Source organism: Stenotrophomonas sp. PA-6-5C (assembly GCF_021605635.1).
GTDB classification, from domain to species: Bacteria; Pseudomonadota; Gammaproteobacteria; order Xanthomonadales; family Xanthomonadaceae; genus Stenotrophomonas; species Stenotrophomonas lactitubi.
Genome location: NZ_WKEE01000086.1, coordinates 1 through 12,957 on the forward strand (window position 1 = coordinate 1; position 12,957 = coordinate 12,957).

The following is a 12,957-nucleotide window of genomic DNA, read 5'->3' on the forward strand; positions in this document are numbered from 1 at the left end:
CACCCGGCCCCAGCCACGAGGGGCTCAGCCGTTGGCAGGAATCCCGCCACCCACATGAACGCCGGAAAACAGCCCCCGCCCTGCACACCCCGCATCACCCGTTTTTCGCCTGCGATTAACCGCGCAAGGACCACGGTGGACCTGCGCCGGCATCCCCGCCGTCGCGCTTCCCTCGTCCCTTTGGAATACGATCATGGCCAATCAGCAGAACCGTCATCCCGGCAAGGAACAGCAGGGCAAAACACCGCAGGACCAGCAGCGCCAGCAGCAGCAACAGCAACAGCAGCCGAACGAGCAGCAGAAGAAGAATCCACAACAGGGTTCCATGAAGAACCCGCAGCAGCGCTGATGCAGCCAGGGGCCAGAGCCCGTGCTACGGGGTCTGGTCCCGCCGCCGCCGGTCGATTCAATCGGGAATCGGCAGCGACCAGGTCTCCTTGACCTCTTCCATCACGATGTAGCTCTTCGATTCACGCACATGCGGCAGGGTCAGCAGGGTGCTGCCAAGCAGCTTGCGATAGGAGGCCATCTCGCTGATCCGCGCCTTCAACAGGTAATCGAAATCGCCTGACACCAGATGGCATTCCAGTACGTTGGGCAGCTTCAGCGCCGCCCGCCGGAACTCCTCGAAGATGTCACCGGATTTGTAGGCAAGGCTGATCTCCACGAACACCAGCAGGCTGGCTTTCAGCGCCGACGGATCCAGGTGGGCGTGATAGCCGGTGATCACCGCTTCGCGCTCCAGCCGGCGCACGCGCTCGGTGCACGGGGTGGTCGACAGACCGACCCGTTCGCCCAGCTCGGTGAAGGAAATGCGGCCTTCGCCCTGCAGGATGCGCAGGATCTTGCGGTCGATCTTGTCCAGTTCGCGGGGGCGGGTGGTCATGGCCGTCAACCTTGGGGAATGAATCAGAGGAAAATATCCTGCCTGTATTCCTAAAATCAGGCAAATCACCTAGGAATGGAAGAATATACTTCCCCGATTATGGCCCCTGCGCACCCAAATGCAGGGAATGATCGGGTTGGAGAATTTCCATGCGAGTCCTAGTTCTCGGCAGCGGCGTGATCGGCACCACCAGTGCCTGGTACCTGCGACAGGCCGGGTTTGAAGTCACGGTCGTCGACCGCCAGCCCGGTCCCGCGCTGGAAACCAGCTTCGCCAATGCTGGCCAGCTGTCCTTCGGCTACACCTCGCCGTGGGCCGCTCCGGGCGTGCCGAAGAAGGCCATCGGCTGGCTGTTCGAAAAGCACGCGCCGCTGGCGATCAAGCCGGGCATGGACCTGGCCCAGTACCGTTGGCTGTGGCAGATGCTGCGCAACTGCACCCACGAGCGCTACGCGATCAACAAGGCGCGCATGGTGCGCATGTCCGAGTACAGCCGCGACTGCCTGAACGAGCTGCGCGCGCAGATCGGCATCGATTTCGAAGGGCGCGACCTGGGCACCACCCAGTTGTTCCGCACCCAGCAGCAGCTGGATGCATCGGCGCAGGACATCGAGATCCTGGCACAGTACGGCGTGCCGTACGAAGTGCTGGATCGCGCCGGCATCATCAAGGCCGAGCCCGCGCTGGCCCACGTCGATGGCCTGGTGGGCGCGCTGCGCCTGCCGCGCGACCAGACCGGCGATTGCCAGCTGTTCACCCGCCGCCTGGCGCAGATGGCGGCCGAAGCGGGTGTCGAGTTCCGCTACGACCAGGACATCACCGGCGTGGAATTCGACGGCGACCGCATCACCGGCGTACGCATCGGCGGCAAGCTGGAAACCGCGGACCGCTTCGTGGTCGCGCTGGGCAGCTATTCGCCGGGGCTGGTTGCGCCGCTGGGCATGCGCCTGCCGGTGTATCCGCTGAAGGGCTACTCGTTGACCCTGCCGATCACCGACCCGGCGATGGCGCCCACTTCGACCATCCTCGATGAGAGCTACAAGGTTGCGGTGACCCGCTTCGACAACCGCATCCGCGTCGGCGGCATGGCCGAAGTGGCCGGCTTCGACCTGTCGCTGTCGCCGCGTCGCCGTGAGACGCTGGAGCTGGTGGTGCGCGATCTGTACCCGAAGGGCGGCGACCTGGCCAAGGCCGAGTTCTGGACCGGCCTGCGCCCCGCCACGCCGGACGGCACGCCAGTGATCGGCGCTACGCCGTTCCGCAACCTGTTCCTCAACACCGGCCACGGCACGCTGGGCTGGACCATGGCCTGCGGCTCGGGCCGCTACCTGGCCGACCTGATGAGCGCGCGCCAGCCGCAGATCAGCACCGAAGGCCTGGATATCTTCCGCTACGGCCAGTACCGCCACGCCCCGCAACATGAGAACCGCACATGCGTCCTGCCCGCGCGCTGATCGATCTGGGCGCACTGCGCAGCAACTACCGCCTGGCCCGTGAACTGGGCGGTGGCAAGGCGCTGGCGATCATCAAGGCCGATGCCTATGGCCACGGTGCAGTGCGCTGCGCACAGGCACTGGAAGGCGAGGCCGACGGCTTCGGTGTGGCCACGATTGAAGAGGCGCTGGAACTGCGCCAGGCCGGTATCCGTGCACCGATCCTGCTGCTTGAAGGGATCTTCGAGCCCAGCGAAATGGCGCTGGTGGCCGAGCATGACCTGTGGTTTTCGGTCGGTTCGCCGTGGCAGCTGGAAGCGCTGGCCGCGTTCGACAGCCCACGCCCGCTGACGGTGTGGCTGAAGCTGGACAGTGGCATGCACAGGCTTGGCCTGGACGTTGCCGGTTTCCGCGCCGCGCACGCACGTCTGTCTGCACTGCCGCAGGTGGCGCGCATCGTACTGATGACCCACCTGGCGCGCGCCGACGAGCTGGACAGCGAGCGTACCCATGAGCAGGCCGCGACCTTCGTCGAGGCCATCGAAGGCCTGCAAGGCGAGACCAGCGTCTGCAATTCGCCGGCGCTGCTGGGCTGGCCCGACGTACGCAGTGACTGGGTGCGCCCGGGCCTGATGCTGTACGGCGCCAACCCGCTGCCGGACAACAGCGAGCTGACCGCGCGCCTGCGCCCGGTGATGACGATGCAGTCCAAGGTGATCGCCGAGCGCTGGATCGAGGCCGGTGAGCCGGTCGGCTACGGTGCGCGTTTCGTGGCCAAGGCACGCACACGCGTGGGCGTGGTCGCACTGGGTTATGCGGATGGCTATCCGCAGTTCGCCCCCAATGGCACCCCGCTGCTGATCGATGGCCAGCCCGGTGGGCTGATCGGCCGGGTGTCGATGGACATGCTGACCGTGGACCTGACCGCGCATGCGCAGGCAGGCGTCGGCAGCGTGGTGGAGCTGTGGGGCACTGCGCCGACGCTGTCCGAGCTGGCCCCGCGCTGCGGTGTCAGTGCCTACCAGCTGCCGTGTGGCGTCAAGCGCGTGGCACGCGTCTACCAGGATTGACCGGCTCTGGTAGCGGCCGACCTTGGTCGGCGCTTTGAATGCGTGTCGACCAAGGTCGACACCTACCGGATCGATCAGGCGCTGCGCACGGCTCTGGTAGCTGCCGACCTTGGTCGGCGCTGTGAATGCATGTCGACCAAGGTCGACACCTACCGGGCAGCGGTAACGCGCGAGGTCAGCTGGCGCTTCACCCAGTCATCGATCAGGCGCTTCTCATAGCGCAGCGGATCGGTATCGCTCTTCAGGCCGATGTTGTGCAGGTAGCCGCTGTCGCTCAGGCGGGCGTCGCCTTCATCGATGATGCGCCCGCTGGCGTCCTTCAGCGTGTACTGCAGGGTGATCCGCGGCGGGTAGATGTCGCGCATGATCCGGATATCGCTGCCACGCGGGCCGTGCCACGGCTCGTAGTCGCCCGCGCGCTTGATATCGACCAGGGTCACGTCCAGCGTCTGCCCGGCCTGCAGGGGCTTGGCGGCGCTGGTCTGTACGTAGCGCGCCAGCTGCTGCACCCAGTCACCGCGTTCAGCCTCGAAGCGGTTGCTGGTCTGGCGGATCTCGGTGAATTTCGCCGGATCCTCCCACTTCACGCTGACCGGGCCATCGGCCTGCAGCGCGCGCGGTGCATCGGGCGCCGTCACCGTCCGCGGCGCGGCGGCCACGCTGCCCACGGCAAGCATGCCGGCCAGCAGCAGGGCGGTTGAAAGCGAACCTTTCATGGCAGTCTCCTGCGTCCCCGAAGCGGGGAGGATGATGATCTCGGCTCGAGTGTGATCCTGCCGCAGGGCCGCAGCAATGGTCAGTAGCGTCAAATGCGTCAACAGTTGCCGCCAATTCATGGTCGTCAACCCTGACTGACGGCGCTTGACGCTGTGAATACGCGCTCTGGAAGATGCTGTACCTCCATCCGGTCTTTCTCCCCACGCCCTTGTCCACATTGCCGCCCCTCGTGGAGCGCTCACCCTTGATGGTGCCGACGCCCGAACCCGACCTGCACCATGGCGTGCTTGAGCGCATCCACGCAGGTTTCTGTGTGATCCAGGTGCTGTTCGACGGCGACGAGGCGATCGATTACCGCTTCCTCGAGGTCAACGATGCCTTCGAGCGCCATACCGGCCTGAAGGATGCCTGCGGCAAGCGCATGAGCGCGCTGGAGCCACAGCACGAAGGCGACTGGTTCCGGATCTACGGCGAAGTGGCGCGGACCGGGCGACCGGCGCAGTTCGAGATGGACGCCCGTGCCCTCGGGCGCTCGTTCGCGGTGGATGCGGTGCGTGTCGGCCGGCCGGGCGATGACCTGGTGGGCGTGCTGTTCTTCGATGTGACCGCGCGCAAGCAGATGGAAGTGGAGCTGGGCGAGAGCGAGGCGCGTTTCAGTGCACTGGCCGATGGTTTGCCGATGCCGGTGTGGGTGCTGGACGAGCGCGGCCACGCCCGCTTCGTCAACAGTGCCTTCAGCGAGTTCTTCGGCGGTGACGAGAACCGTGTGCCGGAAGATGTCTGGCGCGGCCTGGTGCATCCCGACGATGCGTCGGTGTTCGAATACGAACTGCAGGAGGCACTGAAAGCGCAGCGTTCGATGCATGCCCTGGTACGCGCCCGTCGCGCCGATGGGCAGTGGCGCTGGCTGGAAATGAACGCCCGTCCGCGCTTCTCGCGGATGGGCCGTTTCATCGGTCTGGCCGGCAGCAGCCCGGACGTCACCGAGCGTCGCGAGATCGAACTGGCGCGCGAGGAGCTGCTGCAGTCCGAGCGCGCAGCACGCAGTGCCGCGGAGAACATGGCGCGGCTGAAGGATGAATTCCTGGCCACGCTGTCGCATGAGCTGCGCACGCCGCTGACCACGATCCTGGGCTGGAGCGAACTGCTGCTGCAGCGCGTGGATTCCACCAGCCCGCTGTACAAGGGTCTGGGCGTGATCGCCAACAGTGCCACCGCGCAGAAGCGGCTGATCTCGGACATGCTCGATCTCAGCAGCATGCTGCTGGGCAAGGTGCAGCTGGAAGTGGAAGTGCTGGACCTGCGCGATCAGTTGAACGAAGCGATGGGCGCGCAGGAGCTGGTGGCCGAGGGCAAGGCGCTGGACGTCACCCTGCAGTTGCCGCCGCAGGCCTGCCAGGTGCTGGGCGATGCCACCCGCCTGCAGCAGGTGTTCTGGAACCTGCTGTCCAACGCGATCAAGTTCACCCCGGCCGAGGGCCGCATCGACGTGCAGCTGCAGGCCGATGGCAACTATTGGACGATCACCGTGCGCGATACCGGCGACGGCATCGCACCGGAGTTCCTGAACCACCTGTTCAGCCGCTTCCGCCAAGCCGACGGCACCACCACCCGCCGTCATGGCGGTCTGGGCCTGGGCCTGGCGATCGTGCAGCAGCTGGTGGAGCTGCACGGCGGTACGGTCAGTGCGGCCAGCGATGGCCACGGTCACGGTTCCACCTTCACCGTGCGCTTGCCGCAGCACCTGCCCGATGCCGAACGGCGTCCGCTGCGTGAGGTCGTCAGTGGTCCGATCCTGGAACCGATGGTGGTCGAGCCATACCCGCTGCGCGGCCTGCATGTGCTGGCGGTGGAAGACCAGCCTGAAGTGCTGGAATACCTGCGCCGCATGCTGGAAGAGCAGGGCGCCAGCGTGTCTGCGGCCAGCTCTGCGGGCGAGGCGCTGGCGCTGCTGGCCGACAATGGCCACCTGCAGTACCACGTGCTGCTGACCGACATCGGCATGCCGGGCATGGATGGCTATGGCCTGGTAAGCACGCTGCGCGAGGACCTGGGCGTGGATGCCGCGGCATTGCCAGCGGTGGCGGTGACGGCGCTGGCGCGTGCCGATGACCGTCGCCGTGCGTTGGCCTCGGGCTTCCAGGAGCATGTGGCCAAGCCGTACTCGGTGGCGCAGCTGGTGGGTGTGGTGCGGCGCGTGCAGGCCACGCGCGGGGCCAGCCTGCTGCACTGAGCATTCACGACCAATCGGCGATCCTGCATGCCTGCACGCAGGAGGTTGTCGATGTCCCGTATTGCTCCCCGGATCCATACCGATGCCGCGCAGATCGCGCGCCTGGAAGCCCTGCTGCCGCAGTTGCACGGGGAAACCGAAGTACAGCTGACCTTGCACGATGGCCGCCGCCTGCTGGGCACCGTGGCCGTGCAGCCGACGCTGCAGCAGTACCGCAACGAGGCCGGCGACGAAGGCAGCAACGGCCAGCTGCGGCTGGACGATCTCGATACACCGGTGCAGCAGCATCACGTGTGGCTGGATGAAATCGCCAGCATCCGCGAGCTGCCGCCGAGGCGCATTGATCCGATGTAGAGCCGAGCCCATGCTCGGCTGCCGTCCGCGCGGCTGCGCCGCCGCCCGAGCATGGGCTCGGGCGCTACAGGCCTATCAATGCTCGAACAGCGTTGCCGTCGCCTCGAACCTGCGCGCATAGGCGCGCTCCTCGGCTACCCGGGTCACTTCATCGTCTGCCAGGTCCGGCGCGCCATAGACGGCGTAGGCCACGCTGCCATCGGCGCCATGGCCGACCTGGTGCAGGCGATAGCGGGAATGACCACCGCCGGTGTCCTCCGGGTAATGCACGGGGGGATGGCTGCCTTCCAGGTCCATTTCACTGTTGTCGACAACACCTCCGACGAACAAGGCACGCATGCAGGATCTCCAAGGGTTGCGGGGGAGCTTCTACCCTGAACGCTGGCATGTTGCTGCGGCATCAAGGCAACGTTGAAGTTTCGCAAAGCGGCGGCCGGGGCCGGGCCGGACAAGCCGGTACAATGGACGGCCCTCACGCTTCCAGTACCCGCGCCGATGGCATCCAGCGACGACGCCCCCCTGCAGACCCTGTTCCTGCCGTTCTCCAGCGGCGCCCTGCGCTGGCCGGAGGGGCCGGTGGCCTTCCTGCGCGCCCGTGACGGCTGGCCCCTGCGCGAGCAGGCCGGCGGCCGTGAGGTCGACTGCGAGCAGAGCTTCGCTCCGTTCGCGCAGCCGCTGCAGCAGGCCGCTGGCTGGACCGTCAGCGGCCAGCTGGATGATGTTGCCGGCCGCGGCCGTTACCCGCTGGTGCTGGTGCTGCCGCCGCGCCAGCGCGAGGAAGCCCGCGCGCTGTTCGCCCGCGCCCTGGCGCTGGTCGCCGAGGGTGGCCGCATCGTGGCCTGCCAGCACAACAACGAAGGCGCCCGCTCCGGCGAAGGCGACCTCAAGCAGTTGGCCGGCCTCGGCGGCAGCCTGACCAAGAACCACTGCCGCGTGTTCTGGACCGCGCCGCTGCAGGGCCAGCACGATGCGGAGGTAGCCAAGCGCTGGGGCAGCCTGGACGCGGTGCGGCCGATCGTCGGCGGCCGCTTCCTCAGCCGTCCGGGCGTGTTCGCCTGGGACCGCATCGATCCGGCATCGGCGCTGCTGGCCGAACATCTGCCGCCCGACCTGGCCGGGCGTGCGGCCGACCTCGGTGCCGGTTACGGCTACCTGTCGCGCGAGCTGCTGGAGCGCTGCCCGAAGATCACCGCGCTGGACCTGTACGAGGCCGAGAAGCGCGCGCTGGACCTGGCCGAACTCAACCTCGCGCCGCCACCGCGCCCGGTGCCGCTGCGCTTCCTGTGGCGCGATGTCACCGCCGGCATCGAGCCGGACTACGACGTCATCATCAGCAACCCGCCGTTCCACACGCCCTCGCGTGCGGATCGTCCGGACATCGGCCAGCGCTTCATCGCCGTAGCCGCGCAGGCGCTGCGCCCGGGCGGGCGCCTGTACGTGGTGGCCAACCGCCACCTGCCGTACGAGTACACGCTCAACGAGAGCTTCGGCGCGGTGCGCGTGGTTGCCGAGCGCGATGGCTTCAAGCTGGTCGAGGCAGTGAAGGGCAAGGGGAAGGCCCGGTGAAACTGGTCAAGCTCATCGCCAACCTCGGCTACGGCAGCCGCAAGCAGGTGCAGTGGATGTTCCGCGAAGGGCGCGTCACCGACGCTGACGGCGAGGTGCTGTATGCCGACGACCAGGTGCCGCATGAAGCGGTGCGCGTCGATGGCGAGCCGCTGGACCCGCCGGTGGGCCTGTCGCTGGCGATGTACAAGCCGGCCGGCTACACCTGTTCGACCAAGGACAAGGGCCGCCTGATCTACGACCTGCTGCCGCCGCGCTTCCGCGACCGCGACCCGGTGCTGTCCACCGTCGGCCGCCTGGACCGCGAGACCAGCGGCCTGCTGCTGCTGACCGACGACGGCAACCTGCTGCACCGGATCATTTCGCCGAAGTCGAAGCTGCCCAAGGTCTACGAAGTGGAGCTGGCTGAAGACCTGCGCGGTGACGAGGCAGCGCTGTTTGCCAGCGGTACGCTGATGCTGGAAGCGGAGAAGACGCCCCTGCTGCCCGCTGAACTGCAGGTGCTCGGGCCGCGCAAGGCGCGCCTGATACTGCACGAAGGTCGCTACCATCAGGTACGCCGCATGTTCGCTGCCGCAGGCAACCACGTGCAGGCACTGCACCGCAGCCGTGTTGGTGGCCTGGACCTGCAGGGACTGGCCGAAGGGCAATGGCGGCTGCTGACCTCCACCGACCTGGATACGCTGTTCGCTCCATGACCTCCATCGCTGCGCTGCCGTTCCTGCCTGACGCCGTCATCTTCGACATGGACGGCCTGATGATCGACAGCGAGCGTGTCTCGCTTGCGTGCTGGAGCGAAGCGGCGGAGGAGTTCGGCCTGCCGCTGGATGCCAGCTTCTTCGTGCGCATGGTCGGTCTTGGTGACCGCGACAGCCAGGCGCTGTTGCGCCAGCAGGGCATCGAAGACAGCATGATCGAGGCGATGGCCGCGCGCTGCCATGATCTGTACGAGGAACGCACGCAGACAGGGTTGCCGCTGCGCCCGGGCATCCTGGAACTGCTTGAGCTGTTGAAGTCGCACGCGGTGCCGCGTGCGGTGGCGACCTCGACACGGCAGCCGCGGGCCAACCGCAAGCTGGCGGCGACCGGGTTGCTCCCGTACTTCGATGCGGTGATCGCCGGTGGTGACGTGGCGCGGGCCAAGCCGGCACCGGACATCTACCTGCTGGCCGCGCAGCGGCTGGGCAAGGCACCGGAACGCTGCCTGGCGCTGGAGGATTCCCCTGCCGGCACGCGTGCCGCGCTGGCGGCCGGCATGACCGTGATCCAGGTACCGGACCTGGTGCATCCCGATGAAGAACTGCGCGCGCTGGGCCACCGCATCGTCGGTTCGCTGGTGGACGCGCACGCACTGCTGCTGCCGCTGTTGCCAAGGTAGCTGCCAACCTTGGTTGGCACTGAGCCGAGCATGGGCTCGGCTCTACATCCATGGCAACCGCTCTGGTGGGTGCCAACCTTGGTTGGCACGCTTTTCGATCACACCCTGCCGAATACCAGCGCCGCGTTGGTGCCACCGAAGCCGAAGCTGTTGGACATCACCGTGTCCAGCTTCTGCTCGCGGCTTTCGCGCAGGATCGGGAAGCCTTCCACCTTCGGGTCCAGCTCGCCGATGTTGGCCGAACCGGCCACGAAGCCGTCGCGCATCATCAGCAGGCAGTAGATCGCTTCATGCACGCTGGCAGCGCCCAGCGAATGGCCCGACAGCGCCTTGGTCGAGGACAGCGGCGGAATCGCATCACCGAACACCTCGCGGATCGCACCCAGCTCGGTCACATCGCCCAGCGGGGTCGAGGTGCCGTGGGTGTTGAGGTAATCCAGCGGACGGTCGACATTCTGCAGCGCCATCTTCATGCAGCGCACGGCGCCCTCACCGGACGGCGCGACCATGTCGGCACCATCGGAGGTCACGCCATAGCCGATCAGCTCGGCATGGATGTGCGCGCCACGCGCCACCGCGTGGTCGTAATCCTCCAGCACCAGCATGCCGCCACCACCGGCGATGACGAAGCCATCGCGGTCCTTGTCATACGGGCGCGAGGCGCTGGCGGGGGTGTCGTTGAAGCTGGTGGACAGTGCACCCATCGCATCGAACATCACGCTCATCGACCAGTGCAGGTCTTCACCGCCGCCGGCGAACATGATGTCCTGCGCGCCGTGGCGGATGAGATCGGCAGCCGCGCCGATGCAGTGTGCGGAGGTCGCGCAGGCGGCCGACAGCGAGTAGCTGACGCCCTTGATCTGGAACGCGGTGGCCAGGCAGGCCGACACGGTCGAGCACATCGTGCGCGGCACCATGTACGGACCGACCTTGCGCACGCCGCGGCTGCGCAGCAGATCGACCGCACCCACCTGCCATTCGCTGGAGCCGCCACCGGAACCGGCGATCAGGCCGGTGCGCAGGCCACTGACCTGCTCCGGCGTCAGGCCCGCATCGGTGATGGCATCGGCCATCGCCAGGTAGGCGAAGGCGGCGGCATCGCTCATGAAGCGCTTCTGCTTGCGGTCGATCAATGCGTCCAGGTCGAGGTCGACGCGACCGCCGACCTGGCTGCGCAGGCCGGCTTCGGCGTGGTCGGCCAGCGCGGTGATGCCCGCACGGCTCTCGCGCAGGGCGGCCGAAACGGTATCCAGATCATTGCCGAGGCAGGACGTGATGCCCATGCCGGTGATGACGACGCGACGCATCAGAAGCTCCCCGTTTCAGTGAACAGGCCCACGCGCAGGTCGCGGGCGTTGTAGATCTCGCGGTCGTCCACGTACATGCGGGCGTCGGACTGGGCCATCTCCAGCTTGCGGTTGATGACGCGGCTGATGTCGATCTCGTAGCGCACCAGCTTCGCGTCTGGCAGCACCTGGCCGGTGAACTTCACTTCGCCGCAGCCCAGGGCGCGGCCCTTGCCGGGCGCACCCAGCCAGGTGAGGAAGAAGCCGGTCAGCTGCCACATGGCATCCAGGCCCAGGCAGCCGGGCATCACCGGGTCGCCGATGAAGTGGCAGCCGAAGAACCACAGGTCCGGGCGGATATCCAGTTCGGCGCGTACCATGCCCTTGCCATGCGGTCCGCCGTCCTCGCGGATTTCGGTGATGCGGTCGAACATCAGCATCGGGTCGTTGGGCAACCGGCCGGCGGCAGCGCCGAACAGTTCACCGCGTGCGCTGGCCAGCAGCTGGTCGCGGTTGAACGCGTGGAGACGAGTCATGGAAAGCGCAATCCTGGAAGCGAAAACAAGGCAACGAGTTCCCGAGGATGCACGACGGATCAGGCGGATATCAAACCGCGTCTCCGTACGCGTGCGTAGTGTTTTCAGCTGAAACCACGCATCCCGTTGATGCACAACGACCATACTTCGGCGTCTGGACGGGTACGGTGCAGGTATCATGTGGGCCAACCATGAACGCACTGCGCAAGATCATCCACGTCGACATGGACGCCTTCTACGCGTCGGTGGAGCAGCGCGACGATCCGTCACTGCGCGGCAAGCCGGTGGTTGTGGCATGGCGCGGCGCGCGTTCAGTGGTGTGCGCCGCCTCGTACGAGGCGCGCGTGTTCGGCGTGCGTTCGGCGATGCCGGCCCTGCGCGCCGAGCGCCTGTGCCCGGACGCGATCTTCGTGCCGCCGGACTTCGCACGTTACAAGGCGGTGTCACGCCACGTGCGCGAGATCTTCCTGCGCCATACCGACCTGGTCGAGCCGTTGTCGCTGGATGAGGCCTATCTGGATGTCACGGTGCCGAAGAGCGACATCGAACTGGCCACCGACATCGCCCGCACCATCCGTGCGCAGATCCGTGAGGAAACCCAGCTGACTGCTTCAGCCGGGATCGCGCCGAACAAGTTCCTGGCCAAGATCGCCTCGGACTGGCGCAAGCCTGACGGCCAGTTCGTGATTCCGCCGCAGCGGGTGGATGCGTTCCTGCTGCCGCTGCCGGTGAACCGCGTGCCCGGCGTCGGCAAGGTGATGGAAGGCAAGCTGGCGGCGCGCGGCATCGTCACCTGCGGCGACCTGCGGCAGTGGACGCTGCCGGACCTGGAAGAAGCCTTCGGCAGCTTCGGCCGCAGCCTGTACAACCGCGCACGCGGTGTCGACGAGCGGCCGGTGGAGCCTGACCAGCAGGTGCAGTCGATCTCCTCCGAAGACACCTTCGCCGAGGACCTGTTGCTGGAGGACCTGGCTGAAGCGATCGTGCAGCTGGCCGGGAAGACCTGGCATGCCACGCGCAAGACCGAACGCATCGGCCACACCGTGGTGTTGAAGTTGAAGACCGCGCAGTTCCGCCTCCTTACCCGCAGCTTCACCCCGGAACGCCCGCCCGAGTCGATGGAAGAACTGCGCGACATCGCACTTTCATTGCGCGCCCGCGTCGACCTGCCCGCCGACACCCGCTACCGCCTGGTCGGCGTCGGCCTCGGCGGTTTCCGCGAAAAGGAGCCGGTGGTGCAGGGCGAATTGTTCGAGCACACCCCGACCGATCATTCCTGATCGTTCATCCACGCATGACGTGGATCGAAGTGTCGACCAAGGTCGACACCTACCAAGGGCAGGACATGCCATCCAGACAGATTGCGGAAATCTGTCGAAGGCGGGGTGGGTCCGGTTGCGGGGGTGTCCGCGGCATGGATGCCGCGGCCAAGCCCCCATGGTGAAGTGACCCCCGAGAGTTGGACGGTGGGGTCAAGCGGCCGCTTGAGCCTGTTCCC

14 protein-coding genes are annotated in these 12,957 nt (G+C 66.9%); 9 read left to right on the top strand and 5 right to left on the bottom strand.

Going from position 1 to position 12,957, the window contains the following annotated elements:
- Nucleotides 1-193: 193 nt before the first annotated feature.
- The gene (locus tag GIW57_RS22665; protein ID WP_100462782.1) at nt 194-349 is read left to right on the top strand and encodes a lana protein; all 156 of its coding nucleotides are present in this window, start codon (nt 194-196) and stop codon (nt 347-349) included.
- Nucleotides 350-406: 57 nt separating this feature from the next.
- On the opposite strand, the gene GIW57_RS22670 is transcribed toward GIW57_RS22665, so the two are convergent.
- The gene (locus GIW57_RS22670; RefSeq protein WP_089241164.1) at nt 407-886 is read right to left on the bottom strand and encodes an Lrp/AsnC ligand binding domain-containing protein; all 480 of its coding nucleotides are present in this window, start codon (nt 884-886) and stop codon (nt 407-409) included.
- 149 nt (nt 887-1,035) lie between these two features.
- On the opposite strand from GIW57_RS22670, the gene GIW57_RS22675 reads away from it, so the two are divergent.
- Both GIW57_RS22675 and alr read left to right on the top strand, forming a co-directional pair.
- Complete coding sequence (locus GIW57_RS22675) at nt 1,036-2,340, top strand: D-amino acid dehydrogenase (protein WP_025878410.1); 1,305 nt, start codon at nt 1,036-1,038, stop codon at nt 2,338-2,340.
- Nucleotides 2,319-3,389, top strand: coding sequence for an alanine racemase (alr, locus tag GIW57_RS22680; protein WP_230110310.1), 1,071 nt, complete (start codon nt 2,319-2,321; stop codon nt 3,387-3,389). Before GIW57_RS22675 ends, alr begins: the two co-directional genes overlap by 22 nt.
- 149 nt (nt 3,390-3,538) lie before the next feature.
- Here the strand turns inward: alr and GIW57_RS22685 are convergent, their stop codons facing one another.
- On the bottom strand, nt 3,539-4,105 hold the full coding sequence (locus GIW57_RS22685) for a DUF3016 domain-containing protein (RefSeq protein ID WP_236512975.1): 567 nt from the start codon (nt 4,103-4,105) through the stop codon (nt 3,539-3,541).
- A 248-nt stretch (nt 4,106-4,353) separates the two neighbouring features.
- Between GIW57_RS22685 and GIW57_RS22690 the strand changes: the two genes are divergently transcribed.
- Nucleotides 4,354-6,339, top strand: coding sequence for an ATP-binding protein (locus GIW57_RS22690; RefSeq protein ID WP_236512976.1), 1,986 nt, complete (start codon nt 4,354-4,356; stop codon nt 6,337-6,339).
- Between the two features lie 51 nt (nt 6,340-6,390).
- Complete coding sequence (locus GIW57_RS22695) at nt 6,391-6,693, top strand: DUF3247 family protein (protein WP_100462786.1); 303 nt, start codon at nt 6,391-6,393, stop codon at nt 6,691-6,693.
- A 75-nt stretch (nt 6,694-6,768) separates the two neighbouring features.
- Here GIW57_RS22695 and GIW57_RS22700 read toward each other — a convergent pair whose 3' ends face one another.
- On the bottom strand, nt 6,769-7,032 hold the full coding sequence (locus GIW57_RS22700) for a hypothetical protein (RefSeq protein WP_025878415.1): 264 nt from the start codon (nt 7,030-7,032) through the stop codon (nt 6,769-6,771).
- A 156-nt stretch (nt 7,033-7,188) separates the two neighbouring features.
- Between GIW57_RS22700 and GIW57_RS22705 the strand changes: the two genes are divergently transcribed.
- Genes GIW57_RS22705 through GIW57_RS22715 form a run of 3 tightly spaced genes read left to right on the top strand, consistent with a single transcriptional unit; the run spans nt 7,189 to nt 9,637 of the window.
- Nucleotides 7,189-8,259 carry a class I SAM-dependent methyltransferase gene (locus GIW57_RS22705; protein WP_236512978.1) on the top strand — a complete coding sequence of 357 codons (1,071 nt, stop codon included), beginning with the start codon at nt 7,189-7,191 and terminating at the stop codon, nt 8,257-8,259.
- The gene (locus tag GIW57_RS22710) at nt 8,256-8,957 is read left to right on the top strand and encodes a pseudouridine synthase (RefSeq protein WP_100462788.1); all 702 of its coding nucleotides are present in this window, start codon (nt 8,256-8,258) and stop codon (nt 8,955-8,957) included. The genes GIW57_RS22705 and GIW57_RS22710 overlap by 4 nt, the downstream gene beginning before the upstream one ends.
- On the top strand, nt 8,954-9,637 hold the full coding sequence (locus GIW57_RS22715; protein ID WP_100462789.1) for an HAD family phosphatase: 684 nt from the start codon (nt 8,954-8,956) through the stop codon (nt 9,635-9,637). The genes GIW57_RS22710 and GIW57_RS22715 overlap by 4 nt, the downstream gene beginning before the upstream one ends.
- Before the next feature lie 98 nt (nt 9,638-9,735).
- Here GIW57_RS22715 and fabB read toward each other — a convergent pair whose 3' ends face one another.
- Both fabB and fabA read right to left on the bottom strand, forming a co-directional pair.
- Entirely contained in the window at nt 9,736-10,944 is a 1,209-nt protein-coding gene (gene fabB / locus GIW57_RS22720) for a beta-ketoacyl-ACP synthase I (RefSeq protein ID WP_089238458.1), read from the bottom strand.
- Nucleotides 10,944-11,459, bottom strand: coding sequence for a 3-hydroxyacyl-[acyl-carrier-protein] dehydratase FabA (gene fabA, locus GIW57_RS22725; protein WP_236512980.1), 516 nt, complete (start codon nt 11,457-11,459; stop codon nt 10,944-10,946). Before fabA ends, fabB begins: the two co-directional genes overlap by 1 nt.
- Nucleotides 11,460-11,650: 191 nt before the next feature.
- Between fabA and dinB the strand changes: the two genes are divergently transcribed.
- On the top strand, nt 11,651-12,739 hold the full coding sequence (gene dinB / locus GIW57_RS22730) for a DNA polymerase IV (RefSeq protein WP_236512982.1): 1,089 nt from the start codon (nt 11,651-11,653) through the stop codon (nt 12,737-12,739).
- Nucleotides 12,740-12,957 lie beyond the last annotated feature (218 nt).

Bases quoted from the DNA above. Each gene is read 5' to 3' on its own strand.
- GIW57_RS22665 (WP_100462782.1), top strand. From the start codon at position 194: ATGGCCAATCAGCAGAACCGTCATCCCGGCAAGGAACAGCAGGGCAAA.
- GIW57_RS22670 (WP_089241164.1), bottom strand. From the start codon at position 886: ATGACCACCCGCCCCCGCGAACTGGACAAGATCGACCGCAAGATCCTG.
- GIW57_RS22675 (WP_025878410.1), top strand. From the start codon at position 1,036: ATGCGAGTCCTAGTTCTCGGCAGCGGCGTGATCGGCACCACCAGTGCC.
- alr (WP_230110310.1), top strand. From the start codon at position 2,319: ATGCGTCCTGCCCGCGCGCTGATCGATCTGGGCGCACTGCGCAGCAAC.
- GIW57_RS22685 (WP_236512975.1), bottom strand. From the start codon at position 4,105: ATGAAAGGTTCGCTTTCAACCGCCCTGCTGCTGGCCGGCATGCTTGCC.
- GIW57_RS22690 (WP_236512976.1), top strand. From the start codon at position 4,354: ATGGTGCCGACGCCCGAACCCGACCTGCACCATGGCGTGCTTGAGCGC.
- GIW57_RS22695 (WP_100462786.1), top strand. From the start codon at position 6,391: ATGTCCCGTATTGCTCCCCGGATCCATACCGATGCCGCGCAGATCGCG.
- GIW57_RS22700 (WP_025878415.1), bottom strand. From the start codon at position 7,032: ATGCGTGCCTTGTTCGTCGGAGGTGTTGTCGACAACAGTGAAATGGAC.
- GIW57_RS22705 (WP_236512978.1), top strand. From the start codon at position 7,189: ATGGCATCCAGCGACGACGCCCCCCTGCAGACCCTGTTCCTGCCGTTC.
- GIW57_RS22715 (WP_100462789.1), top strand. From the start codon at position 8,954: ATGACCTCCATCGCTGCGCTGCCGTTCCTGCCTGACGCCGTCATCTTC.
- fabB (WP_089238458.1), bottom strand. From the start codon at position 10,944: ATGCGTCGCGTCGTCATCACCGGCATGGGCATCACGTCCTGCCTCGGC.
- fabA (WP_236512980.1), bottom strand. From the start codon at position 11,459: ATGACTCGTCTCCACGCGTTCAACCGCGACCAGCTGCTGGCCAGCGCA.
- dinB (WP_236512982.1), top strand. From the start codon at position 11,651: ATGAACGCACTGCGCAAGATCATCCACGTCGACATGGACGCCTTCTAC.